The sequence below is a fragment of the Rhizobium sp. BR 250 genome (genome assembly GCF_047445855.1).
GTDB classification, from domain to species: domain Bacteria; phylum Pseudomonadota; class Alphaproteobacteria; order Rhizobiales; family Rhizobiaceae; genus Agrobacterium; species Agrobacterium tumefaciens_I.
On sequence record NZ_JARWKW010000001.1, the window covers coordinates 459,144 to 484,820 of the forward strand.

Below are 25,677 nucleotides of genomic sequence, written 5' to 3' on the forward strand. Positions count from 1 at the left end.
TTGATGTTCACGTTATAGGAACCACGGCAATATTAATTGCCCAAGAAACTAAAAGCCAAAAAATCTGAAGGGATGATCTCCATGATGGAAGATTTTATCGGCACCTATGGAAACAATCTCATCGTCGCCGTCGTCGGTGTGGGTGTGGCGCTTCTCGTTCTGGCGATCGCTTTGTGGCTTCTGCGCAGGCGCAACGGTTCGGCTCCCTTTATTCGCGGCGGCCGCAACCGCCAGCCGCGCCTGCAGGTTCTCGATGCGACGGCCGTGGATGCCCGCCGCCGTCTGGTGTTGGTGCGCCGCGACAATGTCGAACATCTGGTCATGATCGGCGGCCCGACCGATATCGTCATCGAAAGCGGTATCGGTGCGATCCCCATCGTCAGGGACGTGCAGGAGCCGGAATTGAAGGCGCTGCCGCGCCAGGAAAGCGAGCAGAAAAGAGCCGAGCCGCCGATTCACCAGGAACGTCGCGCCGCCCTGCCGCAGCAACAGCCGCCGGTTCCAGCCGCAGCACCCGTTTCCATCGCCGAAGAACCCGTGAAGCAGCCGCAGCGGCCTGAGCCTCCTGCCCCGGCTCCGCGCCCTGCCCCGGTCTCCGCAACGGTTACGCCGCCGCCCCGTCCGTCGACGCCGCCGCAACCCGCCGCTGCGCCCGTAACGGCGCGTGAACCCGTTCCCCCGGCAAGACCGGCGGCACCCGAGCGGGAAACCGCACGCCCCGCGCCGCCACCGATACCGGTGGCTGTCGCCGCCCCGGCTGCCGCCATTTTGCCCGCTGCCGCCGCAACGCTCGACATGGCTGCGGAACGGCCCGAGCTGAAGCGTTCCGAGCCTGCGGCATCCGCCCCGGCGCCCGTGGCGCCGCCCATCGTCCCTGCCCAGACCGTCCAGGCGCCTGTGCAGGCAAGGGCGGCGGAAGAACGGTCGTCCGAGTTTGCGCCGCCGGTCTTTACCGCACGCGAGCCGGTGATCGACCAATCCATCGCTGCCGATTTCCTCGATGCCGCGCGGGAGCGGGTTCTTCCCGGCCTGACGCCCGGACAGAATACGCCGCCCGCCGCCTTCGCGCCGAAGCCTGAAAATCCGGCCATGGCCACCAACGACGCCGAGCCGAAATTTTCCGACGAACTGGCGAGCGATTTCGAAAGCTTTCTTGAGGCGGAGATCGCCAAAAGCAAGGAAGCGGATAATGAGCCGTCAATCGCCCCTGCCGGCGAAAAACAGGCCAAGGCGCAGCCCGTCTCGCCGCCCGTCACCGGCGCCTCACCGGATGGTGACGTACAGAAGGAAATGGCGCGTATTTTCGGAGAGCTTTCCGTCACCCGCGACAGCTAGAGCGTTTCCCCTCGAAATGCGACGACACGCCAACTCCATGTCGTCGCATTTCCGGACGGGAAGCCGGGGGCCACTTTTCCCGGAGACGTTCCAGGGACGTGGGTTCCGGCGACGGGATCAGGACAGCAAAAAGGGCACGGAAATTGTTTCCGCGCCCTTTTTTAAATGGTGATGCGGTTTTCCGGCCTGCTGGCCGAAACGCCTTATTCGTCGCGGTAGACTTTTTCGCGACGCTCGTGACGCTCCTGCGCCTCGATGGAAAGCGTTGCGATCGGGCGGGCGTCCAGACGCTTGAGGCCGATGGGCTCGCCCGTTTCCTCGCAATAACCGTAGGTGCCGTCTTCGATCCGCTGAAGGGCTGCATCGATCTTCGAGATCAGCTTGCGCTGACGGTCGCGGGCGCGCAATTCGATCGCCCGGTCTGTTTCGGAGGAGGCCCGATCGGCGAGATCGGGGTGATTGGCGCTTTCTTCGGCGAGATGTCCGAGGGTCTCGCGCGCTTCTCTCAGGATGTCATTTTTCCAGGCGACCAGCTTCGCGCGGAAGTAGGCACGCTGGCTGGCATTCATGAACTCGTCGTCTTCCGAGAGTACATATTTGCTAAGATCGATCTTCTCACTCAACGCGATTCTCCTCGAAGAACATCTCAATGCGGCGGTGTATACTCCAATGATATAGGCCGGTTCAAGTCTACAGATCAGTTTTCAGGCATTTTTAAAACTGACACAAAAATCATCTAAATGACTAATTTTTATCCGTTATTGGCGTAGGAGCGATCTCTTCTTCGATCACTTAAGTGCGACTTGCCAACAGGAAAGAGGACTTGCGGTCCCGTGATCCTATCCTGTAGCATTCAGGCCGTGCCCTAGAGTTTCGAACGCCGGTCCCTGCCCTTGACAGCTTCTCCCCTCAGCCGAGTTTATCTTCTGCGCCACGCCAAGGCCGCCTGGGCGGCGCCGGGAGAACGCGATTTCGACCGGGGATTGAACGAGGCCGGTTTTGCCGAGGCGGAGATCATCGCCGACCTTGCCGCCGACCGGCGCTACCGCCCCGACGTTCTCCTGTCTTCCACGGCTGCGCGCTGCCGGCAGACGACACAGGCCTGGAAGCGGGCCTTCAACGAAGGCATAGACGTCTTCTACGTCGATGAGATGTATAATGCGCGCAGCGAGACCTATCTTTCCCTCATCGCCGCGCAGACGGACGTGCAATCGGTCATGCTGGTGGGACACAATCCCACCATGGAGGCGACGCTGGAGGCGATGATCGGCGAGGATCTGCTGCACGCCGCCCTGCCCTCGGGTTTCCCCACATCCGGCCTTGCGGTTCTCGACCACGACGACGGCGCCACGAATGGCAAAAACCGCTGGCGGCTGGTCGATTTCCTCGCACCGGGCAAATAATCGCCGCAGCGCTCAACAAGGATGCCGGGCAAGCAGCCACGCTGAAAATCCGCCGGCACGCTTCTTTTTTGGGCAGCCGCAACTTCCTATATGCAGCCGTGACCGTGAAACACAGCCAGGAAACTGCCATTGCCGCCTTCTCTTACGTCCCTGACAGACAGCGCGCTTATCGCTTTCGATAATCTGGCCGACCGTGCGAGCAACCTCACCCATCCGACATTGCGGCTTGGCGTCACCGGCCTTTCGCGGGCGGGCAAGACGGTTTTCATCTCCTCCCTCGTGCATAACCTCCTGAATGGCGGTCGGTTGCCGCTGTTCGAGGCCATGCGATCCGGCCGCGTCTCGAATGTGCGCCTGGAGCCGCAGCCGGACGACGCCATTCCCCGCTTCCAGTATGAAGACCATATCCAGGCACTGGTGCGCGACAGGCTCTGGCCGGATTCGACACGGGCGATCTCGGAACTTCGGATCACGCTGGATTATCAGAGTGCCAGCGGCTGGGGCCGATGGTTTTCGGCCGGCAAGCTTTCCATCGATATCGTCGACTATCCCGGCGAATGGCTGCTCGACCTGCCGCTGCTGTCGCAGGACTACAAGCAGTTCAGCGATGCGACCGTTGCACTGGCCGGAACCGGCATCCGCGCCGAGCTCGCGCAGGAGTGGCTGGCGATCTCCTCTTCGCTCGATATCAATGCACCCGCCGATGAAATGACGGCGCGTCGTCTGGCGGAAAGTTTCGCGGCCTATCTGAAGGCGTGCAAATCCGACGAAAGGTCGCTCTCCACCCTGCCACCGGGGCGCTTCCTGATGCCGGGCGATCTCGAAGGATCACCGGCGCTGACCTTCGCGCCGCTTCCGGACCTGACCGACGAGAAAGCGCCAAAAGGCTCACTTCGCGCCATGATGGAACGGCGATACGACGCCTATAAATCGATCGTGGTGAAACCCTTCTTCCGCGAACATTTTGCCCGGCTCGACCGGCAGATCGTGCTGATAGACACGCTGCAGGCCGTCAATCGCGGCCCGGAGGCCGTGCAGGATCTGGAGCGGGCGCTGGGCGATGTTCTTGCCTGTTTCCGCCCCGGCACCAACAGCCTGCTGTCGTCGCTGATTGGCCGACGCATCGACAAGGTGCTGATCGCCGCCACCAAGGCCGACCACCTGCACCATGAAAGCCATGACCGGCTGGAGCGCCTGACCCGCCGTCTGGTGGACCGCGCCATCACCACCATCGGCATGAATGGCGCCGGCATCGAGGTCATGGCGCTCGCCTCCGTGCGCGCCACCAGAGAGGCCAGCGTGCGCCAGGACGGCCACGAACTGCCGGTTATCGTCGGCACACCGATGGCCGGTGAAACCATCAATGGCGAGACCTTCGACGGCAATCGCAAGACCGCGATCTTCCCCGGTGACCTGCCGGATGATCCGGAACCGCTGTTTCGCAGCATCGACAGGGATGGCGACAAGGCATCGCTGCCCGATGTCAATGTCGTGCGTTTCCGTCCGCCCAATATTGACGAGCCGGGAAGCGGCGGCATCCGGCTTTCCGTTCCCCATATCAGGCTCGACCGCGCCATGCAGTTCCTGTTCGGAGACAAGCTCGCATGAAGGCTCCCACACAAAACGACCCGAAGACGCGCCGTCCCGCGGCTTTCATGCTCGAGACCGAGGAGACGGCACGTCCGTCCGCCACGCAAAAACGTGCGCCGCGCAGCTTCGATGCCGAGATTTCGCTGACGCCCGACGAGGATGATCCGTTTCTGGCGCCTGAAGAGATCGACGCCGCCGCATTACCGGTCGCGACGCCGAAGAAAAGCCGATTCTCTTTCGGCAAGCTCGCGCTCGGCGCATTGGGCGTCCTGTTCTCGCTCGCCTTCGGGCTCTGGGCGGATCAGCTTATCCGCGATCTCTTCTCCCGCTCCGACTGGCTGGGTTACACGGCGACGATCGCGCTCATCGTGGCGCTCTTTGCGGTTCTTGCCCTTGTTGGTCGCGAAGTCTTCGGCATCATGCGGCTCAATGCCGTGCAGTCGCTCAAGGCAGACGCCGAGAAGGCGAGCCTCGACAAGAGCCCGAAACCCGCCCGTGCCATCGTCACCCGCCTCAATGCCGTCCTTTCGCACCAGGCCGAAACGGCCAAGGGCCGCGCGGCGCTGAAGGAAACCGAAAACGACGTCATCGACGGGCCGCATCTGATCGAGCTTGCCGAACGCGAGTTGCTGGTGCCGCTCGACCGGCAGGCCCGTGCCCTCATTCTCAATTCCTCCAAGCGTGTCTCCGTCGTCACTGCGGTGAGCCCGCGCGCGGTGGTCGATCTTGCTTATGTGCTGTTTGAAGTGACGCGGCTGGTGCGCGCCATGGCGGAGCTTTATGGCGGCCGCCCCGGCACGCTCGGCATGCTGAAGCTGCTGCGCGATGTCATTGCCCATCTGGCCGTCACGGGGTCGATTGCCGTCGGCGACGGGCTTGCCCAGCAGGTCCTCGGCCACGGTCTCGCCTCGAAACTCTCCGCCCGTCTCGGCGAAGGTGTCATCAACGGGCTGATGACGGCGCGAATCGGCATTGCGGCGATGGATCTTTGCCGTCCGCTGCCGTTCAGGGCCGTGAAGCGGCCGGGCATCGGCGACTTCATGTCCGATCTCACGCCCGATTTAAGCGGTGGAAAAAGCGATGAGAAAGCCTGATTTGCCGGGCTCGGACGGTTCAAAAGGTTACGGACGAAGCCGCAAATGAGAGTGAAATAAACCAAGCATTAACCATTCCGCCGGTAGATTGCAGCCTATCGAACAGGCTTCTTCGCCGGGGAAAGTATCATGTATTCGCGCTTCTTTTCGCTTGTGGGCGGACTTGCCGCCATTTTGTCCGTCAGCGGCGGCTTCGGCATGTCTGACGTCCATGCCGCATCGCGCGATCGCGACGACGTCTTCTTCCGTTCCGTGGCCGGAGTTTGGAAGGGTCCGGGCGAAATCGTCGCCGGCAAATACAAGGGCACCAAATTCACCTGCGACCTGACGGGCGAACCGCTCGACGACAAGCAGACCGGCATCAAGCTCGGCGGCACCTGCCGCGTCGGTGTCTTCAGTCAACCCATGTCCGCCGTCATCACCCAGAACGGCAGCAGCTACGAAGGCAAGTTCCTCGATGGCGCCGCCGGCAAGGGTCTTGACATCACTTCCGGTCAGGTGAGCGGTGACAAGGTCGTCGTTGGCATCAACCGCGCCAAGCTCAACGGCGCCATGGTTGCCCGCGTTTCGAACGACAATTCCATGAACATCACCATTTCGGTCAAGGTCGCCGATCAGATGATCCCGGTGATCGGCGTCACGCTGGCCCGTGATATCGACCAGATCGCCGTCGGCTCGATCAAACCGTAAAAGCCGTAATCTTCTCAGCCATCACCGAGCGGGAGTGTCCACCACTCCCGCTTTTCATTTGCGCGGACAATGCCGCTCCTGTCCACCTGCTGAAGCCATTCCCGCACGGGCTTACCCTTGACCTCGAGGTCAGGGGCGATGTCGGCGAGCGGCATCAGCACGAACGCCCGTTCCGTCATGCGCGGATGCGGCACTTCGATGCTTTCCGTAACGAGAACCTCATTCCCATAGGTCAACACATCGATATCGATGGTGCGCGGGCCCCAGCGCTCCGTCCGCACCCGCTTCATGCCCTTTTCGATATCGAGGCACAGTTGCAGCAGCGCGGGCGCTGAAAGCGAGGTTTCTACCAGCGCGCAGCAATTGAAGAAATCCGCCTGATCCGTCTTGCCCCAGGGCGGCGTGCGGTAAAGGCCGGAAACGGCCAGCACCCGGCAATCGCCATGCCCGTCGAGTTCGCGCAATGCCCGCGCCATGGCGGCGGCGGGATCGCCGATATTGCCTCCGAGGCCCAACGCGGCGACGGTCATTTTCTCAGGCATGGTGCTCAACGCTCACCTGCGCATAGTCGAGAATGCCCGGAACCGGCGCGGATGGCTTGCGCACCGTGATGCGCAGCCAGACGATCTGCGGATAACGCGCGCGAAGCGCCTTGGCGATATCATTCGCCAGCGCCTCGATGAGATAACGGCGCTGCCCGACAACACTTTTTTCGATGACGGCGAAAGCCACGCCATAATCGACGGTGTTTTCGATATCGTCGGTTTCCAGCGCATCACCGGCCTCGACTTCCATCTCGGCATCGACGAAAAAGCGCTGACCCAGCACCTCCTCCTGCTCGAGAAGGCCATGACGGGCGAAAAAGGAACAGTTTTTCAGGATGATGGTATAGCGGCTCATCGCATCGCCTCCATGGCAGGACTGTTTCGCCTGAAAGCCGCGCCATCTTCAGGACACGGCATTCCGGCACTCGTTGATCTACGCATCGGCCTTTGCCGACGCTTTGGCAAGAACCGCATCGGCAATAGCCAGTGCATCACGGGTCGCGGCGACATTATGCACGCGAAAAATCGAAGCACCCGCGAGCCTCAGGATTGCGGTGGTCGCTGCCGTTCCGATATCGCGTTCCTCCGCAACATCCCTGCCCGTCAGCGACCCGATGAAACGCTTGCGCGACGTGCCGGCAAGAACCGGCAGGCCGAAAGCGGCAAGTTCGCCGAAACGTGCCATCAGCTCGACATTTTCGCTTTCGTCCTTGGCAAAGCCGAAACCGGGATCGAGCACGACGGCATCGCGGGCAATTCCCGCATCCTCGGCGATCTCAAGTGAGCGATTGAGGAATTCGAACTGGTCCTTGATGACATCGGCAAGCTTCTGCCGGTCGCGGCCGGTATGCATGACGCAGACACCCGCGCGGGTGGAGGCGACCACGCCCGCCATTTCCCCATCCTGTTGCAGCCCGAAGACGTCATTGACGATATGGGCGCCGGCACTGATCGCCAGCCTTGCCGTCGAAGCGCGATAGGTATCGACGGAAATCAGCACATCGGTCTCGCGGCGCAATTTTTCAATGACCGGCAGCACCCGGTCCTGCTCCTCCGCACCCGTGACCGCCGCCGCACCCGGCCGCGTGGATTCGCCGCCGATATCGATGATGTCGGCGCCCTCCTCCACGCAGGTCAGCGCATGGGAAAAAGCCGCATCGACGGCAAGATAACGGCCGCCATCGGAAAAGGAATCAGGCGTTGCATTGACGATGGCCATAATACGGCCACGCCCATCAAGTTTCAGGGAGCGGCCATGGGCCGCTTGCCACGCGTTGCTGCCGACTGTTATCACGTAACACGCGCCTTTCGGGAATAACGGAGTGTTATGCCAATTCTTATAAGTTCCGCTCCGCCTATGCAGCAAACCTTTTTCAAGTTCAACCGGAAGGCCGGGTCATGACCAAATCATCACGCGCTCTCTGCGCCGTTTTTGCAGGCGCATTGGCCCTTTCCCTGTCCGGACCGGCTTTTTCCGAAACCATCGTCCGCAAGACCTATTCCTATTTTTCGATCGGCGGCAAAACCGCAGCCGATCTCGACCAGCAGCTTTCCAAGCATGGCCCGCTGACCCGCAATACCGGCGCGCGCCATCCCGGTGCGACCGAAATCAAGTTCGGCGGTGAACTCACCTATGTCGAGAAAAACGGCCTGTGCAGCGTCGGCACGGCCAAGGTGTTGCTCAACACCCGCATTCTCCTGCCGCAATGGAAAAACCGCCGCCGCACCTCGGCGGAACTGGCCTTCATCTGGGATACGCTGCTTGCCGACATCAAGCGCCACGAGGAACGTCACGCGGAAATCGCCCGCACCCATGCCCGCTCGCTCGAAAGGCAGCTAACGGGCCTTCGCCCGCAAAAAAACTGCGAGACGCTGCAGGAAATGGTCGGCAAGATCACCCAGACGGTGATGGATGAGCACGATCGCGATCAGTTGCGCTTCGATGTGGTGGAATCGAGAAACTTCGATACCCGCATGACAAGGCTTTTAAAGAACCGGCTGGAACAGGGTCAGAACCGCCGCTGACGCTTGTTGGCTACCCCTTCCAAATCCCAAGCAACAACAGGGACATGACGTAACGTCATGTCCGATATCACCCGTGAATTCTCGTCATGGTGCGGCCGGCAAGACTCATTGTAGCTTGTTCATACGGTTTGAAATGGTTGCGGCCCACGGCGGGTCCGGCGGTTGCAACCGCCTCCGGTTCTCCCGGTGCGCACTTGAGGGCTCGCAGGTGTTTCCTCCCTCGCCTGCATGCTGCGTACCCGCCTCGCCCCGCTCCCCACTACCAGGTGAGCGGGGCTTTTTCTGCGCGGGACAATGCCGAAAGTTCTCAGCCCTGACGTTCGGGAACATGCACGACGAGGCCGTCCAGCTCGTCATTCATCTTGATCTGACAGGAAAGCCGCGAAGTGGGGCGCACTTCGAAGGCGAAATCCAGCATGTCCTCTTCCATCGGCTCGGGTCCGCCGACGCGCTCTGCCCAGGCATCGTCAACATAGACGTGGCAGGTGGCACAGGCGCAGGCGCCGCCGCATTCCGCATCAATGCCGGGAACGGAGTTGCGCACCGCATTCTCCATGACGGTGGAACCGTTGCTCACGTCGAGTTCATGAGGCGTGCCGTCAAAGGCAACGATGGTGAGTTTTGTCATGCCGGAAATCCAAAATGTGATCTGAGAATTGTTCTAAACACATAGAAAGGCCGACCCGCCTTGGCAACCCGCTTCGGGGACGCACAGGCTGAACCGGCCTTGCAAAATGGCAAATTTGATGGCTTTCGCCTCAGCGGCAGAGCTTGAGGATGAAATTTTCAGCTTCGACTATGGTCGCCGCGAGTTTTGCAATCAGCGCGCTGTCATTGCCCTTCTCCTCCACCGCTGCTGCGGCCGAAGAAACGGCGGAAGCGCCGACGGCCTGTGCCGATCCCTTCAGACGGTGGGCCGTGGCCATGACGGTCTTGTTGTCCGCGCCCGCCATTTCATGCAGGGCTGCGCGGGCGCTGCGGCTGAACAGCTGCAGCACCTCGATTTCCAGATCCTTGTCGCCCATCGTCTGCTGTGCAAGATGATCGAAATCGATTGGCTTCTTGCTGACGGCAGGTGCGCCGCCGTAATTATCGGGAGCTTCGAAAACAATACTGACCGCTGCCATGGCTGGAATCCTGTCTCACCGTTTCCTGTTTCGTGTCACATATGTGTCGTATTCACGCATGCTGGCGGCTGCTATCGGCTTAAATTACGGCGTGACGCAGGCGAAAATCTTCTGCTATGGTTAATTTATGTTAAACTTATGCGAAACAAGGCGTTCAGCGTGAAACTCAGGTTTAAAAACTGTTAAAAAGCCGACACTTCGCTGCCGTCGTAAATCCGCATTAATTGTTTCGAACACCTAAATGTGTCACTACGGTACTGCCGTTCTCGCAGGGCTTAAGCTCAAGCTTTGTTATTGCGGCACAGTGATGTAATTTCGCCCGAAAGCTGGACCACCAGCAATTCGGGATTTGGTAAATGGCGGAACTGTTCTCTCTTGAGGGAAAAGTTTCGTTGGCATGATGGCGGCAGTCCGCTTGCTGATCGCAAGTGGGTCAACGGCATGAAGCCGGGCGTATGTGTAACGAGGCGTAACCGCATGGCGAATAACAAGATCAGCGACTCTGTCGACGAGACTGCATTCCAGGCATTGGAAGATGCCTTGCAGCTTGGCGCTTTCGAAGAAAAGCCGGAATCGCGGAAAACTGCAGCGCCGAAGCAGCCGGAGGCCAGAGTGAAGGAAGCAAGCAGACAGACCCCTGCTCCCGAGGCCGCCCGCGCGCCTGCCGAACAGACGCCCAGATCGCCCAATCTCGAAGCCGCCAATGACGGCTCCAAGCGCAGCCCGGCCATGATCCTGAAATCGCTGGAAGGCGGCTCCATCGGCGGCGCATTGCGCAACGCCACGATCATGTCGGTGATCTGGGCGCTCGGCGGCCTTGGCATCGCACATCTTCTTTACGGCAATGCGCTGTGGAACATCGGCTCGCTCGCCGATCTCACCGCCATCCCCGGGCTGATGGCGATCGTCGTCGGCATCCTCGTTCCCGTCATGCTGTTCTTCGCCTTCGCGATCATGATGGCGCGCGCCCGCGATCTGCGCAATGCCGCCCGCTCCATGGCCGAAGTTGCCCTTCGCCTTGCGGAGCCGGAAACGGTGGCGTCCGACCGCATCATGTCCGTCGGCCAGGCGGTTCGCCGCGAAGTCTCCGCCATGAATGACGGTATCGAGCGCACCATTGCCCGTGCGACGGAACTCGAGACCCTCGTACATTCCGAAGTCAACGCGCTTGAGCGCAGCTACGCCGACAACGAACTGCGCGTGCGCAGCCTCGTGCAGGAACTGACCGCCGAGCGCGACGCCATCGTCAACCATGCCGAGCGCATCCGCTCCTCCATCGTCGGCGCGCAGGAACAGATCAAGGAAGAGCTTTCCATCGTCGGCGAAGAGCTTTCGATGCGGATTGCCACGACAGGCGAGGCTTTTGCCTCGATGATCGACACGCGTTCTGCCGCGCTGCTCGAAAAATCGCGCGCTTCGACCGAAGCAATGGGCAGCCTGATCGCCGCCAAGACAGAAAACCTGCTTCAGGCGCTGAACTCCTCCGGCTCGACGATATCAAACGAATTCGACATGCGCCTGCACAATCTCACCTCGACGCTGGACGAGCGCGGTGAAGTGCTGCTGGAGCGTTTCGCGATCCACGCGTCGACGCTGGATAGCGGCGTGGAAAGCCTCAACAGCGCGCTTGAGGAACGCACCCGCCAGCTTAACGAAACGCTGTCCAACCGCTCGCTGGAACTTAACCGCAATATCGAACGTGGCCAGCAGGTCATCGGCGGCTCGCTGGATACGGTTCTCGACAAGCTTTCGACTACGCTTGAAGAAAAGGGCCTCTCCTTCCGCCAGAGCCTGCAGAGCACGGCCGACGATGCGATCATGGATCTCGATCTTCGCTCCGGCCTCTATGAAGAGCGCATGCAGGCGACGGTCGGGCAGGTCAACTCTGCCTTCGACGAGCATGTGGCGCAGTTTGCCAGCGCCTTCGACCAGCGCGCCGGCAGCCTCGACAGCAAGCTGATGGAGAGCCTCGCCCGCATCAACGAAACCGTTGCCGGCGGCTCCGAAGCGCTCGACACCATGCTGAGCGCCGGTTTGGAGCGCATCGGCACCACCATGACCGATCAGTCGCTGGCGCTCGCAACTGCGCTGGGAACGGGTCAGGAAATGCTGGAAAGTGCGCTTGAAAGCCGGACACAGGCCTTCAGCGACGCCATCGGCCAGCGCACCGCCGAAATCACCGATGCCTTCGCCAACTCGCACGAAAAGATCGACGCCGTGCTGGCGGAACGCAGCAATGCCCTGTTCGGCGCGCTTTCGGCCAGCCAGAACCGTTTCGACGAGGCGCTCGCCAGCCGTTCGATGGCGATTACCGGCTCCGTCTCCGGCACAGCCGAGCGTCTTGCCGCCATGCTCGATGAACGCGCAGCCGCGATCAACAGCGTCGTCGCCGATGTCGAGCGTCGCCTTGCCGAAACGCTCGAAACCCGGGCCGCCGCCATCACCGGCGCGGTATCCGGCATCGAGGACCGTATCTCCGACACGCTGGAAAGCCGCACGGCCGCCCTGCACGACGTCGTCGCCGGTGCAGAGAGCCGTATCGCCGATACGCTTGACGGCCGCACCGCCGCTCTCTCCAGCGCGATTTCCGGCGTCGAGGAACGCATTGCCGACACCATGGACAGCCGCACGCTGTCTCTCGACATGACCTTCGCCAATGTCGAGGAACGCCTTTCCGAGACGCTCGACAACCGCACCTCCGCCCTTACCGGCATTGTTGCAAGTGCCGAAGAAAAGATCGCCGGCGCGCTCGACAGCCGCACGGCCACCTTCGGCGACGTGGTTGCCGGTGCCGAAACCCGTATCGCCGAAACGCTCGATGGCCGCACCGCAGCCCTCAACGCCGTGGTTTCGGGTGCCGAAGAGCGCATTGCCGATGCACTCGACAGCCGCACCATGGCGCTCGACATGGCCTTCTCCGGCGCCGAGGAAAAAATCACCGAAGCGCTCGATACCCGCACCGCAGCCCTTGGCGAGCTGGTTGCAGGCGCCGAGACCCGCATTGCCGGCGCGCTCGACAGCCGTACGGATTCGCTGAAGACCGTCGTTTCCGGCGCGGAAGAGCGGATCACCGATGTGCTGGACAGCCGCACCATGGCGCTCGACATGAGCTTCTCCGGTGTGGAAGAAAAGATCGCCGATATTCTCGACGGTCGCACCGCGGCCCTGCACAGTGCCGTTTCCGGCGTCGAGGACCGCATCGCGAGCGCGCTCGACAGCCGCACTTCGGCCCTTTCGGGCATTGTCTCCAGCGCGGAGGAGCGCATCGCGGACGCACTCGACAGCCGCACCGTGGCGCTCGACATGACGATTTCGGGCGTCGAAGAGCGGATCGCCGAGGCGATGGATGCGAGGGCCTCGTCGCTTTCGCTCGCCGCTGCCGGCGTCGGCCAGCGCCTCGAGGCGACCGCCTTTACGCTTGAAAACGCCCTTGCCAGCGGCCACGAGCGGTTGGAAACCATGCTCGGCTCGCAGGCCGAACGCATTGCCGGTTCGCTGGAACGCAATAGCGGCCTGATCGAGCAGAGCGTTTCGGGTGCCGCCAACCGCATCGAAAGCGTCGTGGAGGACGGCAGCAGCCGTTTTGCCCAGACGGTGGAAGAAGGCGTCTCGCGCCTCGAAAGCAATCTATCGCAGTCTCACGAGGATATCCGCACCACACTCGAACAGCGCCACGCGGACATCGCCACCACGCTCACCTCCGCCACGACCCAGATGGGCGACATGCTCTCCGAGCAGGCGATGATGATCGGCACCACGGTCGCCTCCAGCGCCAGCATGCTCGAATTGTCGCTCGAAACCCAGCAGGACACGTTGCAGAAGGCGATCGACGGCAGTGCCGCAACGCTGGAAGAGCGCCTTCGCAACAGCGCCGGCGACATCGCCGTCAAGATCGGCGAAGCCGCCCGCGAAATCGGCGGCGCGACGGATGCCCTGTCCTCCAAAATCGAGACCTCCATCAGCAATGTCACCGCCCGTCTCGACGAGACCGGCTCCCGTATCGAGACGTCGCTCGATACGCTGCAGGCACGCGTCGGTGGCGATCTGGCCAATGTGAACACCTCGATCGAGGATGCCGGCCGCCGCTTTGCTGACGCACTGGAAGACAAGACGGCCGTGTTCGCCCGCACCAGCGATGAGGCCGCCGAGCGCATCACCGGCATTCTGGACGAGCAGACGACGCGTGTCGCAGACACGTTCGAAAACCGCACCAGCCGTCTGGCCGAAACCTTCGATGCCGGCACGGCCCGTATCGACGAACGCCTCGGCACCATGGACCGGGCGCTGACGATCGGCCTCGACAATGTCAACCGCACCATCGAAGGCAAGGCGAGCGATCTGGCCGTCAGCCTGCGCGGCGCGGTCACCTCCGCCACCCAGAATATCGGCGATGAAGCGGCTCGCTCCTCTGCCCTGCTCGCCAAGTCCGGCTCGGAATTCGCCGAACAGGTGCAGGCGCAGAACGAGGCCTTCACCAAGGCCATCGAGGAACGCTCCGGCGAGATCGTCAACCGCATTTCCGATGCGCAGACACGCCTCTCCGGTCAGGCCGCCGCCGTCGCCCAGACCTTCTCCGAAGCGGGCAACATCATCGTCAACAAGGTGGCCGAAGCCGAAGCCGTCGTGCGCTCTCAGGTCGGCGTCATTTCCGAGACGCTGACGGGTGTGGAATCCGCCCTCGATGCCCGCGGCGAATCCATCCGCTCGGCGCTGGACAACCGCACCCGCGAACTCAACTCGATGCTGGCCAGCCGTTCTGCCGAACTGTCGCGCCTGATCGAAGAAAAGGCGAAACCCGTCGTCGACGAATATGCCAATATCGGCCGGGAAGCCGCCGAAAAGATCGTCTCCGCTGCCCAGCAGAGCGCAGATCTTCTGTCGCAGAGCAATAGCGGCATGGTCGGCATGGTGGAACAGGCGATCAGCGACTACGCCAATGCCGGAACGGATGCGGCAAGCAAGCTCGTTGCCGCCACGCGCCAGAGCACCGACATGTTGTCCGAGACCCATACCGCCATGGCGGATGCCGTCGAACAGGGCATCGACAAATATGCCCGCGCCGGCAGCGATGCGGCCAACAAGCTGGTCGCAGCCACCCGGCAGAGCACGGATATGCTGTCACAGACCCATAACAGCATGGCCGAAATCGTCGAGCAGTCGGCAACCAACTTCAACTCGGCCGTAGAGCGCGCCGCACAGGGCTTCGGCGCGGCCGATGAAGCATTGAACGCCTCTGCGACCCGTTTCTCCGAATCCGCTTCGCAGGCCGCCGACATGGTCTCCAGCTCCAGCCGTCTGCTGGAAGGAAAGATCGACCGCCTGTCGAATATCTCCGGTCAGACGCTGGCCCAGGTTGCCGGCATCGTCGGACGCTTCGAGGAACATTCGAAGGTGCTGAGCCAGGCGTCGGAACTGCTCAATGCCGCGCAGTCGAGCCTCGTCGGCACGCTGGAAGAGCGCCAGGATGCGCTTCGCAGCCTGTCGGTCGGCCTTGTCAAGCGTTCCGAGGAAATCGAAAGCGCCATGCGCAACGTTGTCGGCGTCGTGGAAAACACCCTCAACGAGGCCGAGGAGCGTTCGCAGAATGTCGCGGGTAATCTGCGTGACAATCTGCAGGCCTCCTTCTCCGATATCGGCCGCTCGCTCGACGAGACGGAACAGCGTGCCCGCTCGGCGGCACAGACCATGCGGGGCGCCCTGCTCTCCGCCGGTCAGGATGCCAGCCGCTCGATCGAAAGCACGCTCTCCGACGCGCAGAAATACTCCGACGAGCTGGTCAACCGCCTGCGCGGCGGTGTCGAATCCTCGCTCTCCGAAGTCGACAACCTTCTGGGCAGTGCCTCGGAAAAATCTAACGCCGCGGCAGCCAACCTCAAGGAAACGCTGCGCCAGGCCGTCGAGGAGGCCGTCAGCCGCTTTGCCGGTGCGACGGACGAAATCCGCCGTTCCAGCCACGATATCCGCCGCGAGCTGGATGCGACCCGCGCCGAATTGAAGCGCGGTGCATTCGACCTGCCGGAAGAGGCCAAGGAAAGTGCAGCCGCCATGCGCCGCGCCGTTTCCGAACAGATCAAGGCCCTGCAGGATATTTCCCAGCTCGTCGGTCGCTCGACCCACCAGATGGAAGTGTCCGAACCCGTCGCCCGTGCCATCGCCGCAACCCAGCCCGTCGCAGAACGCCGCGTCGAGCCGCGTCCGCAGCCGGCGGCGGCGGCTCCGGTGCAGCAGCGCCCGGCACAGCCGCAGCCTGCCCCCGCATTGCGTGGTGCGCTGCCGCTTGAGAACCGCCAGGTCGACCGCCAAGTCGAAAATCGTCAGGCACCCGCGCCGGCACAGCCGGTCGCAACCAACCCGGCCGGGCGCCGGGAAGAAGGTGGCGGCTGGATCAGCGATCTCCTGCGCGGTGCATCCCAGGAGACGCCGGCTGCATCCACACCGCGCGCCAGCACTGAGCAGCAGCCCACCCGTGCGGCCGACACCCGCAATCCCCGGCACATGGTGGAATCGCTGAATTCGCTTTCGGTCGATATCGCCCGCGCCATCGATCACGATGCCTCCGTGGAACTGTGGCGCCGCTACCAGCGCGGCGAGCGCGACGTCTTCACCCGTCGTCTCTACACGCTGAAGGGCCAGACGACATTTGACGAGATCAAGCGCAAATACGAGCGCGAAGCGGAATTCCGCACCGCCGTGGACCGCTACATCACCGATTTCGAGAAGCTGCTCGCCGACGTGGCCCGCACCGACCGCGACCGGACCGTCACCCAGTCCTACCTCACCTCCGATACCGGCAAGGTCTATACGATGCTTGCCCATGCGGCGGGCCGGTTTAATTGACCGACAAATGCTGAAATGACAAAACCCCGGTCAAGACCGGGGTTTTTCTTTTAGCTTTCTGGCTTTTCGTCGCGCCTTAACGGCGCGAACTTATCCTGCTCCGTTCACCTCAAATCTCGAACGTGCCCGATGCAACCCGCACCGCGTGGCCGCCGATGCGGGCGCGGGCGATTTCGTTGTCCTTGATGTCCATGCGCAGGTGGATGTGGGATGGTCTTTCCATCTCCACGCCCTGCTCTATCAGGAGCGGATGGTGACCGTCTGTCAGCCCGTCGAAATGGTGGATCGCACCGGAAAGGGCGGCGGCGGCCGAACCGGTTGCGGGGTCTTCCGCAATCCCCATTTCCGGGGAGAACATGCGCGCATGGAATTTTGCCGCGTGATTGACGCCACCGCGACAGTAGATATAGGCCGCCGTCAGCAAACCTTCGACCAAAGGCGCGGTGCGCAGCCAGAGATTGGCGTCGAAATCCATGTCGCGCACGGCGGCGATATTGTGCATCGGCACCAGCAGGAAAGGCACGCCGGCCGTCCAGATCGACGGCAAATGATTCTCGAAGCCTAAATGTCCCTCGCTGACGCCAAGCGCGTCGGCAAGCGCGGTATGATCGAGCGGCAGCTCGACGCGGGAGGATTTGCGCGGCAGGTCGAATTCCGCAAAGCTGACCGCGCCCGCGCGCATCTTCACCGCGCAGCGCACCGGCCCCACCTTTTCCTCCAGCACGCAAACCATGTCGATATCGTCATCACCCTCGCCGCGATTGCGTTCGGCAATGGCGACGGCCGCGCCGACGGTCGGATGTCCGGCGAAGGGCAATTCGCCCGAAGGCGTGAAAATGCGCAGCGAAGCGGCATGAGCCGGATTGGTGGAACGGTTGATGAAAACCGTCTCGGAGAGGTTCATTTCCCGCGCAATCGCCTGCATGGTGTCCTGGGGAAGATCATCGGCGTCATACATGACCGCCAGCGGATTTCCCGCCATTTTCGTCTCGGTAAAGACATCGTAGATATCGTAGTTCAGCGCCACATCCGTCTCCTGCCACTCGTCATTCCGGCTGCCCTGGCAAACTGCATCAGGCCGCCCCGCATCGCAACCCTTGTCGGCGGCCGCAAATCAAGAAGCTGTGGACCGGAACGACAAGACCGATCGCAACGGAACGCCTGCGGGTCCGAAAGGCCTTGTGGCCTGCCGCCCTCTTCATGTACCAAGGGTGCGTCTGGCGGCTTGTTATCGGCCTCTTCATCGGGGTTTGAAGATTTCGAGCCGCTTCAACGGGTTACAGCGTCCTGCGCGGGCCGGGTCCGGTCTGCGCCGTTGTCGAGGGAAGCGGATGTCGCATTCTACCTATTCACTGTCCTTCGTCGCCTCGGCAACTGAGGAGGCTCAAACGGCGCTGAAAGAACTGAAGGACATTTACGGCGATACGCCTTTCGATGAGGCGGACGTGATCGTCGCGCTTGGCGGCGACGGCTTCATGCTGCAAATCCTCAACCAGACAATGAATTCGGGCAAGCGGGTCTATGGCATGAACCGGGGATCCGTCGGCTTCCTGATGAACGACTATCGGGTGGAAGGCCTCATACAGCGCATCGCGGTGGCGAGCGGCAATGATTTCCATCCCCTGCGCATGACGACGACGGATTCCGACGGCGACGAGTTTACCGCCCTTGCCATGAACGAGGTAAGCCTGTTTCGGCAATCGCACCAGGCCGCAAAGCTACGTGTCGAGGTGGATGGCAAGGTGCGGCTGGAGGAGCTTATCTGCGATGGCATGATGGTGGCGACCCCGGCAGGGTCGACAGCCTATAACTTCTCCGCCCATGGGCCGATCCTGCCGCTCGAATCGCCGCTTCTGGCACTCACCCCCGTCAGTGCGTTCCGTCCGCGGCGCTGGCGCGGTGCGCTTTTGCCGAACAAGGTAACGGTCGATATTCATGTCCTGGAGCGCGACAAGCGCCCGGTGAACGCGGTGGCCGACCACACCGAGGTGAAATCCGTTCGTCACGTCAGGATCGCACAATCGCAGGACAGGACGGCGAGAATTCTCTCGGATCCGGATCGTTCATGGTCGGACCGGGTTCTGGCCGAACAGTTCAACAACTAAACCAACCACCACGATAGCCATGTACGCCAAAAAACCCCTCCTAGCTGCCCTGCTTGTTGCCGCGACCGTCTTGCCCGCGCGGGCGCAGACGCAGGCGATCGACACGCTGCCTGTTTCTGCCATATTCGTCGTCAGCAGCGGCATGTGGGAAGATCGGAACCTTGAGCCGGTAAAAGGCCCTGACGGACAATTGCGGCCACCGCCTGCCTCACCCACACGGGGTTATTACAAGGTCATTGCAATCCGCCAGGGCGACGGCACGGCGAAAATCTACCTGCAGCGCATCGTCTTTACCGCCGATGGCCCTAGCCTCCTCGAAAATATCGAGCTGGAAGAATTCAACCAGATGAAGTCCTATGTCACGGATATCCGTCCGGAAAGCTCGAATGGCGCCCCCGCCTCGCCCGGCCTGTTTGTGACGGTTTACCTGAAAACGGACCCGATGGCCAAGGAAGCGGAAAGCTGGACGATCCTGATCGACGAGCTCGGTGAGATGAAGGTCGAAAAAGCCTCGAACTAACCCGGTATTGTGGGTTCACTCTCTTCCGTCATTCCGGCCCTGAGCCGGAAACTAGCCAGCCCAACTCCTTGGGCCGAAGGGACTCTTCCCGCCGCGCCGACGCGTGTCGACTGGATACCGGCTCAAGGCCGACATGACGGAAAAGGAAAATGCCAGTCAAAGTATCGGGTGCATTCGTTGCCTGATCCAAAGCAGTTTCAGTCGTTCAGCTCATGCGGCCCGGCGAGAACCGCTCCGAAATGATGCTTCCATAATCTCGCCCCGAGTTCACCGCTGCGGTCGAGACTGGAGCCCACCGTCAACCACGGCAGAAGCGTAGGATGCAGCCCCGCGTCGAAGAGGGCAAAACCGGCGGCCAGCACGCAGGTATCGGCCTGAATGCCGCAGACCAGCACCCGCTCCGGTTTGAGAGACAGGAGATGGTCGATCGCCACTTTCGGCGGCGCATAACCGTGCTTGATGAAGATGTGGTCCGCCGCGACAAGCGAGCAGTCATCCCTGCCCGGTTTCCAGCCAAGCTGCCGTTCGAAAGGTGTCACGCTTTCATCATGGCGCTCGACGGTGGCAATGCTGGGCATGGTTCCGGCAAGTGCGGAAATCTCCGCCACCAATACAGCCGGCGGATTGAAGCTCGGCTGAACGTCGACGATGTAGAGCACCTGTTTCATGCATCCCTCCAACGAAAAACCCCTCGCAATGGGTTGCGAGGGGCAATTTTCCGATCGACGCATCGGGCGTCTTAATCGATATCCGCGACTTCCACATCCGCGCCGCCGCTGATGCGATGGGCGAGTGCGGCTTCCATGAACTCGTTCAGGTCACCGTCCAGCACGTTGCCGGGCGCGGTGCTTTCCACGCCGGTGCGCAGGTCCTTGACCAGCTGGTAGGGCTGCAGAACGTAGGAACGGATCTGATGGCCCCAGCCGATATCGGTCTTGGATGCAGCCTGGGCGTTTGCCGCCTCTTCGCGCTTCTGCAGTTCCACCTCGTAGAGGCGGGCGCGCAACATGTCCCACGCCTTGGCGCGGTTCTTGTGCTGGGAGCGCTCCTGCTGGCAGGCAACGGCGATGCCGGTCGGAATATGCGTGATACGCACGGCCGAGTCGGTGGTGTTAACGTGCTGGCCGCCTGCACCGGACGAACGGTATGTATCGATGCGGCAATCGCTTTCATTGATGTCGATCTGGATCGAATCATCGACCACCGGATAGACCCAGATGGAAGAAAACGAGGTGTGACGCCGGGCATTGCTGTCATAGGGCGAGATGCGAACGAGGCGGTGAACGCCCGATTCCGTCTTCATCCAGCCGAAGGCGTTATGGCCCTTGACCAGGATCGTGGCCGACTTGATGCCAGCTTCATCGCCGTCATGGATTTCGAGAACTTCGACCTTGAAACCCTGACGCTCGGCCCAGCGGGTGTACATGCGCAGCAGCATGTTCGCCCAATCCTGGCTTTCGGTGCCGCCTGCGCCGGAATGCACTTCCACATAGGTGTCGTTGCTGTCGGCCTCGCCGGAAAGCATGGCTTCCACCTGACGGCGGTTCGCCTCGCTTCTCAGCGCCTTCAGCGCGTCTTCGGCGTCCTTGACGATCTCGTCGTCGCCTTCCATCTCGCCGAGTTCGATCAGCTCGATATTGTCCTTGAGCTGCTGCTCCAGCGCCTTGACGCCGTTGATGCTGTCATCCAGCTGCTGGCGCTCGCGCATCAGCTTCTGGGCTTCGGAGGCATCGTTCCAGAGGGTCGGATCCTCTGCCTTGTTATTCAACCAGTCCAGTCGTCTTATCGCCTGGTCCCAGTCAAAGATGCCTCCTCAGCAGGCTTATGGCCTGCTTGATTTCGTCGACTACATTCACGATTTCATTGCGCATTTCGCTGGTTCTTCGCCTTCATTGAAACTTGCTGCTCAAATAAATGCGGGGGGCGCGGATGTAAAGACCCACGCCCCCCGATGATCCCGGAACTTGAGATCAATAAAGACCGCCGCCACCGCCGGTGATGGCCTGCTGTGCCTGCGGCGAGGTCTTCAGAATGTCTTCCTGCGACATGTAGCCTTCCGCACCGATCACCGAGAAGGTGGAAGCTGGACCCGTGCCGGGCTTGAAGGCTTCCATGATCGTGTCCGGTTCGCCTTCAGCCGCCGCCATGCCCGTCTTGCGGTTGACTGCAACGAAGTTCATGCCAGCAGGCACGATGAACTTGCTCGGCTCCATGTGCTTGGCCGCATCGGCGATGAATTCACCGAAGATCGGCGCCGACAGCGAGCCGCCTGTGCCGCCGCGACCGAGCGGTGCGGGCGAATCGAAACCGATATAGAGGCCGGCGACCATGTCCGGCGTATAACCGACGAACCAGGCGTCCTTTTCATCATTGGTCGTGCCCGTCTTGCCGGCAACCGGCAGATCGACCTTGATCTTGCCCGCCGCCGTACCGCGCTGCACGACGCCTTCCAGCATCGAGGTCGTCTGGTAAGCGGTCATCGGGTCGAGAACCTGCTCGCGATTGTCGACGACGACTGGTTCGTCCTGGTTCTGCCAGCTCGTCGCATTACAGCCTTCGCAGGCGCGCTCCTCGTGGCGGAAGATCGTCTTGCCGTAGCGGTCCTGAATGCGGTCGATCAGCGTCGGCTTGATCTGCTTGCCGCCATTGGCGATGACCGAATAGGCCGAGACCATGCGCATGACGGTGGTTTCACCCGAACCGAGCGACATGGAGAGAAGCGGCGGCATCTTGTCGTAGATGCCGAAGCGTTCGGCATATTCCGCCACCAGGTTCATGCCCATGTCCTGCGCCAGGCGCACGGTCATGAGGTTACGGGATTTTTCGATGCCGAGACGCAGCGTCGACGGACCGGCGGAACCCCCGCCGTAATTCTGCGGCTTCCAGACCTGATTGCCGGAAACCACCTCGATCGGTGCATCGAGAATGACCGACGCCGGCGTGTAGCCGTTATCGAGCGCTGCCGCATAGATGAACGGCTTGAAGGAGGAGCCCGGCTGGCGCATGGCCTGCGTGGAGCGGTTGAATTCCGACTGCGCATAGGAGAAACCGCCGACCATGGCCAGAACACGGCCGGTATGCGGGTCCATCACCACCATGCCGCCCTGCACCTTCGGCGGCTGGCGCAGGCGGTATTCATTGCCGGAATTGGCAAGCGGCTGCGCATAAATGACATCGCCAGCAGCAAGGACGCCGACCGGCGACTTGGCCGTCGCCTTTTTGCCGGTCGCATCGCGATAGGCCCAGCGCATGTTTTCCGCGGAGATATGGCCGCGCGTGCGCGTGTCGCCATCTTCCGTTTCCGTATCTGGCTGCACGCCGATATCGACGCCATCGGCACCAACGGCGAGCACGACCGCTACTTTCCATTCCGGAACGTCGCGCAGGCCCTTGACCTTGGCAAGCGCCGCCGTCCAGTCACCCGTAGTCTCGATCTTTTCAACGGGTCCGCGGAAACCGCGACGCTCGTCATATTGGACAAGCCCGTCCTGAAGCGCCTTGCGCGCCTCCATCTGGATTTGCGGATCGAAAGAGGTGCGGACCGAAAGGCCGCCTTCAAGAAGCGCTTCCTCGCCATATTTCTCGACAATCTGGCGGCGGACTTCCTCGGCGAAATAATCGGATGCAAAAATATGCGCGCCGCCGCGGCGCAGATTGACGCCAAGCGGCTGTTTTTTAGCGTCAGCGGCGTCTGCGACAGTGATGTAGCCGTTCTCGGCCATGCGGTCGATCACCCAGTCACGGCGCTCCAGAGCGGCCTTTTCGCGACGGATCGGATGGTAGTTGGCCGGCCCCTTCGGCAGCGAGGCGAGATAAGCGGTCTCGGCGATGGTCAGTTCCGTCACCGACTTGTTGAAATAGGTAAGTGCCGCACCGGCGATGCCGTAGGAATTCAGGCCGAAAAAGATCTCGTTCAAATAAAGCTCGAGAATCTTGTCCTTGGAATAGGTTTGCTCGATGCGGAAGGAGAGGATGGCTTCCTTGAGCTTGCGGTCGATGGTCTGGTCGTTGGTCAGCAGGAAGTTCTTCGCCACCTGCTGGGTGATGGTGGAAGCGCCGACCGGACGGCGGCCGGAGCCGAAATTCTGGATATTGACGAGGATGGCGCGGCCGAGACCGAAGACATCGACGCCCGGATGATTGTAGAAATTCTTGTCTTCGGCAGAAAGGAAGGCGGCCTTCACGCGGTCGGGAATGGCCTGGATGGGCAGGAACAGGCGCTTTTCATGGGCATATTCGGCCATCAGCGCACCGTTGCCGGCGTGAACGCGGGTCGTCACCGGCGGCTCGTAGGTGCTCAGGACGGCATAATCCGGCAGGTCCTTCGTCACGCCGTGCAAATAAATCGCAGCGACGACGGCGGCGCACAGGAAGAGCACGCTGGCCAAGCCGAAAAAATATCCAATCAGTCTGATCATACCAAGCTACCGATAATTCGAATCGTAACCATCAACGCCCGATGATACGGGCGCATCCTTGCATATCGCGTGCCGTTTTGCACACCATACCTTCGATGACAAGCCGGATACGGCAGCATTCGCCGATATGTTACCGGGCCAACCGTCGCAATCGAGCTTCAGCCGCCATGCGCATCGCCACCGAATCCGCTTTCCGAGTAACGCGGGGAATGTGAGTAAAATAGGGCTCGCGGATGTTAATCAGCCGCAAGCCCCAAGAATTGAACAGCTTTTCGGCGGCCAATGGCAGGGCGGCAACAGTATGGCCACCCTCCGCCCCATGTCTCAGCCGCCGTTCGCCACGGCCTTGGCGCGGTATCGCCCGACGGCGGTTGCCAGCGTATCGGCAACCTTTTTGCGCCATTCCGCATCGAGAAGCAGCTTTTCGTCTTCCGGATTGGAAAGGAAACCGAGTTCCAGCAGCACCGAAGGCACATCATGGGCGCGCAGCACCATGAAACCGGCGTAACGGTGCGGATTGTTGATGAGACCCACCTGCCCCTCGAAGGAAGAGACGATGTTTTCGGCGAGCGTCACCGAAAAGGCCTGGGTTTCGCGGCGGGTGAAATCGAGAAGGATATCGGCCACTTCCGGTGGCTCGCTGGAGACCGCGACACCGGCGATCTGGTCGGATTTGTTTTCGCGCTCGGCGAGCTCCTGCGCCTGCCGGTCCGACGCCCGGTCCGACAATGTATAAACGGTCGCGCCGCGAATGCCCTTCTGCTTCAGTGTATCGGCATGCAGGGATATAAAGAGATTGGCATTGTTCTGGCGGGCGATCGTCACCCGCTCCGACAAAGCAAGGAAAGTATCGGAATCCCGCGTCAGGAACGCTTTTATGCCGGGTTCGCGGTTCAGCCGTTCCACAAGTTCCTTCGCAAAGGTCAGCGTTATGACCTTTTCCTCGGTGCCTGTCGTGCCGCCGGTGGCGCCGGCATCGATGCCGCCATGGCCGGCATCGACCGCGATGACGAATTCCGCCGGGCGCGACGTCTTGTCGTCCGGCGTGATCGCAGCGGTGGTCACCGGCGCCGGCGCCTGCCACTGCTGGTCCTTCACCAGCTCGGCGAACTTACCCTTGGTGGTTATCTCGCTATCCAGAATGAAATGGAAAGATGCGCCGTCATCACCCTTTTTTGTTTCGGCAACCGCCACCTGGACCGGCTTTTTGGCCGTCAACACGATGCGGGCGCTGTTCTGGCCGATACTGCCGAAGCGGATATCTGAAAAAAGGCCGGTCGGTTTAAGGTCGGAGGCGGGGAAGCGGAAATTCACCGCCGGAAAGTCAACGACGATGCGGGCAGGCGAATCGAGATAATGCACATCGAATTCCGGCTCCTCGGCAAAATCGAGAACGATGCGCGTGCGCGCCTCGTCGCCGATGATCCGCGCCTGCTGCGCGACGATCGGTTCGGCGGCATGGGCTGCCGGGATGGCGGAAACGGAGGCGACAAGGCAAAACGCGAAAGCCGCCGCAAGCCGCGCGATTCGCGCACCAAGCCGCCCTGCCCCACCCGATATCGCTGCGCTGCGCGTGAAATTCATGATCTTCAAGAAATTCCGTATTTCAGTCGTTTTCGATAAACGGCGCGGAAAAACACCGGTAACGATGCCTTTTCAACCACGCCGAACGATGGTTTGCGCATTTGCGCCCCACAATCGCAGGCCTTGGTGAACCAATTGTTAACCCGGAAATTCCACCAATAATATGGCATATTTAGCCAGCCTATTGCTATTATGACAGAGAAAACATACAACACGGATGAGGGTTAAAAGTGTTGACGGGATAGATGCCCGCCGGCTGCCAATCGAAAAAGACGCTGGCGCTGCACATCGGGCAATCATCTGCCGTCGTTACATTTATCCTGAAACTGGATCAATTCCGGCTGTGGCCGGAGACCTACCCGGTGGCGCCGCCACCGCCGCTCTGAGGAGAGCAAATTCATCGG

20 protein-coding genes are annotated in these 25,677 nt (G+C 61.4%); 9 read left to right on the forward strand and 11 right to left on the reverse strand.

Annotation, left to right across the window (positions count from 1 at the left end; translation table 11 throughout):
• The first annotated feature begins 72 nt into the window (after positions 1-72).
• On the forward strand, positions 73-1,335 hold the full coding sequence (locus tag QD336_RS02300) for a flagellar biosynthetic protein FliO (RefSeq protein WP_499169130.1): 1,263 nt from the start codon (positions 73-75) through the stop codon (positions 1,333-1,335).
• 203 nt (positions 1,336-1,538) lie between these two features.
• Here QD336_RS02300 and dksA read toward each other — a convergent pair whose 3' ends face one another.
• On the reverse strand, positions 1,539-1,958 hold the full coding sequence (dksA, locus tag QD336_RS02305) for an RNA polymerase-binding protein DksA (RefSeq protein WP_003496274.1): 420 nt from the start codon (positions 1,956-1,958) through the stop codon (positions 1,539-1,541).
• 303 nt (positions 1,959-2,261) lie between these two features.
• Between dksA and QD336_RS02310 the strand changes: the two genes are divergently transcribed.
• The 4 genes from QD336_RS02310 to QD336_RS02325 all read left to right on the forward strand — a co-directional run bounded on the left by QD336_RS02310 (position 2,262) and on the right by QD336_RS02325 (position 6,112).
• Positions 2,262-2,738 (forward strand): SixA phosphatase family protein, encoded by a 477-nt coding sequence (locus QD336_RS02310; RefSeq protein WP_499169261.1) that lies wholly within the window; start codon positions 2,262-2,264, stop codon positions 2,736-2,738.
• Between the two features lie 129 nt (positions 2,739-2,867).
• Positions 2,868-4,346, forward strand: a complete 1,479-nt coding sequence (locus QD336_RS02315; RefSeq protein WP_499169132.1) for a YcjX family GTP-binding protein — start codon at positions 2,868-2,870, stop codon at positions 4,344-4,346.
• A complete protein-coding gene (locus tag QD336_RS02320; RefSeq protein ID WP_499169133.1) occupies positions 4,343-5,422 on the forward strand; it encodes a TIGR01620 family protein in 1,080 nt (359 codons plus the stop codon). Before QD336_RS02315 ends, QD336_RS02320 begins: the two co-directional genes overlap by 4 nt.
• A 129-nt stretch (positions 5,423-5,551) precedes the next feature.
• Positions 5,552-6,112: a hypothetical protein gene (locus QD336_RS02325; protein WP_269343644.1), complete on the forward strand. Its 561-nt coding sequence runs from the start codon at positions 5,552-5,554 to the stop codon at positions 6,110-6,112.
• A 14-nt stretch (positions 6,113-6,126) separates the two neighbouring features.
• Here QD336_RS02325 and folK read toward each other — a convergent pair whose 3' ends face one another.
• The 3 genes from folK to folP all read right to left on the reverse strand — a co-directional run bounded on the left by folK (position 6,127) and on the right by folP (position 7,951).
• The gene (gene folK / locus QD336_RS02330; protein ID WP_331284194.1) at positions 6,127-6,654 is read right to left on the reverse strand and encodes a 2-amino-4-hydroxy-6-hydroxymethyldihydropteridine diphosphokinase; all 528 of its coding nucleotides are present in this window, start codon (positions 6,652-6,654) and stop codon (positions 6,127-6,129) included.
• The gene (folB, locus tag QD336_RS02335) at positions 6,647-7,012 is read right to left on the reverse strand and encodes a dihydroneopterin aldolase (protein ID WP_269343646.1); all 366 of its coding nucleotides are present in this window, start codon (positions 7,010-7,012) and stop codon (positions 6,647-6,649) included. The genes folK and folB overlap by 8 nt, the downstream gene beginning before the upstream one ends.
• 78 nt (positions 7,013-7,090) lie before the next feature.
• On the reverse strand, positions 7,091-7,951 hold the full coding sequence (gene folP, locus QD336_RS02340; protein ID WP_499169135.1) for a dihydropteroate synthase: 861 nt from the start codon (positions 7,949-7,951) through the stop codon (positions 7,091-7,093).
• A gap of 104 nt (positions 7,952-8,055) precedes the next feature.
• Between folP and QD336_RS02345 the strand changes: the two genes are divergently transcribed.
• Positions 8,056-8,682: a DUF922 domain-containing Zn-dependent protease gene (locus QD336_RS02345; RefSeq protein ID WP_269343650.1), complete on the forward strand. Its 627-nt coding sequence runs from the start codon at positions 8,056-8,058 to the stop codon at positions 8,680-8,682.
• A gap of 307 nt (positions 8,683-8,989) precedes the next feature.
• On the opposite strand, the gene QD336_RS02350 is transcribed toward QD336_RS02345, so the two are convergent.
• Both QD336_RS02350 and QD336_RS02355 read right to left on the reverse strand, forming a co-directional pair.
• The gene (locus tag QD336_RS02350; protein ID WP_006312579.1) at positions 8,990-9,310 is read right to left on the reverse strand and encodes a 2Fe-2S iron-sulfur cluster-binding protein; all 321 of its coding nucleotides are present in this window, start codon (positions 9,308-9,310) and stop codon (positions 8,990-8,992) included.
• A 130-nt stretch (positions 9,311-9,440) separates the two neighbouring features.
• Complete coding sequence (locus QD336_RS02355) at positions 9,441-9,809, reverse strand: Hpt domain-containing protein (protein WP_499169137.1); 369 nt, start codon at positions 9,807-9,809, stop codon at positions 9,441-9,443.
• A gap of 477 nt (positions 9,810-10,286) precedes the next feature.
• Between QD336_RS02355 and QD336_RS02360 the strand changes: the two genes are divergently transcribed.
• Entirely contained in the window at positions 10,287-16,646 is a 6,360-nt protein-coding gene (locus QD336_RS02360; protein WP_499169139.1) for an apolipoprotein A-IV repeat region-like domain-containing protein, read from the forward strand.
• Positions 16,647-16,755: 109 nt separating this feature from the next.
• Here the strand turns inward: QD336_RS02360 and QD336_RS02365 are convergent, their stop codons facing one another.
• Positions 16,756-17,673 (reverse strand): PhzF family phenazine biosynthesis protein, encoded by a 918-nt coding sequence (locus QD336_RS02365; RefSeq protein ID WP_499169141.1) that lies wholly within the window; start codon positions 17,671-17,673, stop codon positions 16,756-16,758.
• A 304-nt stretch (positions 17,674-17,977) separates the two neighbouring features.
• Here QD336_RS02365 and QD336_RS02370 point away from each other — a divergent pair, with 304 nt between their 5' ends.
• The gene (locus tag QD336_RS02370) at positions 17,978-18,751 is read left to right on the forward strand and encodes an NAD kinase (protein WP_269343657.1); all 774 of its coding nucleotides are present in this window, start codon (positions 17,978-17,980) and stop codon (positions 18,749-18,751) included.
• A gap of 19 nt (positions 18,752-18,770) precedes the next feature.
• Positions 18,771-19,271 (forward strand): hypothetical protein, encoded by a 501-nt coding sequence (locus tag QD336_RS02375; protein WP_499169142.1) that lies wholly within the window; start codon positions 18,771-18,773, stop codon positions 19,269-19,271.
• A 197-nt stretch (positions 19,272-19,468) separates the two neighbouring features.
• On the opposite strand, the gene QD336_RS02380 is transcribed toward QD336_RS02375, so the two are convergent.
• The 4 genes from QD336_RS02380 to QD336_RS02395 form a co-directional block, all read right to left on the reverse strand.
• A complete protein-coding gene (locus tag QD336_RS02380; RefSeq protein ID WP_499169143.1) occupies positions 19,469-19,939 on the reverse strand; it encodes a hydrolase in 471 nt (156 codons plus the stop codon).
• Between the two features lie 71 nt (positions 19,940-20,010).
• Positions 20,011-21,142, reverse strand: a protein-coding gene (gene prfB / locus QD336_RS02385) for a peptide chain release factor 2 (protein ID WP_269343662.1) whose coding sequence is annotated in 2 segments (ribosomal slippage) — positions 20,011-21,072 and positions 21,074-21,142 — 1,131 coding nt in all. Because the reading frame shifts where the segments join, the coding sequence is not laid out codon by codon here.
• Between the two features lie 99 nt (positions 21,143-21,241).
• Positions 21,242-23,689, reverse strand: a complete 2,448-nt coding sequence (locus tag QD336_RS02390) for a penicillin-binding protein 1A (protein WP_269343664.1) — start codon at positions 23,687-23,689, stop codon at positions 21,242-21,244.
• 324 nt (positions 23,690-24,013) lie between these two features.
• Positions 24,014-25,273: an N-acetylmuramoyl-L-alanine amidase gene (locus tag QD336_RS02395; protein ID WP_499169146.1), complete on the reverse strand. Its 1,260-nt coding sequence runs from the start codon at positions 25,271-25,273 to the stop codon at positions 24,014-24,016.
• Positions 25,274-25,677: the final 404 nt, after the last annotated feature.

Bases quoted from the DNA above. Each gene is read 5' to 3' on its own strand.
- QD336_RS02300 (WP_499169130.1), top strand. From the start codon at position 73: ATGATCTCCATGATGGAAGATTTTATCGGCACCTATGGAAACAATCTC.
- QD336_RS02320 (WP_499169133.1), top strand. From the start codon at position 4,343: ATGAAGGCTCCCACACAAAACGACCCGAAGACGCGCCGTCCCGCGGCT.
- QD336_RS02325 (WP_269343644.1), top strand. From the start codon at position 5,552: ATGTATTCGCGCTTCTTTTCGCTTGTGGGCGGACTTGCCGCCATTTTG.
- folK (WP_331284194.1), bottom strand. From the start codon at position 6,654: ATGCCTGAGAAAATGACCGTCGCCGCGTTGGGCCTCGGAGGCAATATC.
- folB (WP_269343646.1), bottom strand. From the start codon at position 7,012: ATGAGCCGCTATACCATCATCCTGAAAAACTGTTCCTTTTTCGCCCGT.
- QD336_RS02345 (WP_269343650.1), top strand. From the start codon at position 8,056: ATGACCAAATCATCACGCGCTCTCTGCGCCGTTTTTGCAGGCGCATTG.
- QD336_RS02350 (WP_006312579.1), bottom strand. From the start codon at position 9,310: ATGACAAAACTCACCATCGTTGCCTTTGACGGCACGCCTCATGAACTC.
- QD336_RS02355 (WP_499169137.1), bottom strand. From the start codon at position 9,809: ATGGCAGCGGTCAGTATTGTTTTCGAAGCTCCCGATAATTACGGCGGC.
- QD336_RS02360 (WP_499169139.1), top strand. From the start codon at position 10,287: ATGGCGAATAACAAGATCAGCGACTCTGTCGACGAGACTGCATTCCAG.
- QD336_RS02370 (WP_269343657.1), top strand. From the start codon at position 17,978: ATGTCGCATTCTACCTATTCACTGTCCTTCGTCGCCTCGGCAACTGAG.
- QD336_RS02375 (WP_499169142.1), top strand. From the start codon at position 18,771: ATGTACGCCAAAAAACCCCTCCTAGCTGCCCTGCTTGTTGCCGCGACC.
- QD336_RS02380 (WP_499169143.1), bottom strand. From the start codon at position 19,939: ATGAAACAGGTGCTCTACATCGTCGACGTTCAGCCGAGCTTCAATCCG.
- QD336_RS02390 (WP_269343664.1), bottom strand. From the start codon at position 23,689: ATGATCAGACTGATTGGATATTTTTTCGGCTTGGCCAGCGTGCTCTTC.
- QD336_RS02395 (WP_499169146.1), bottom strand. From the start codon at position 25,273: ATGAATTTCACGCGCAGCGCAGCGATATCGGGTGGGGCAGGGCGGCTT.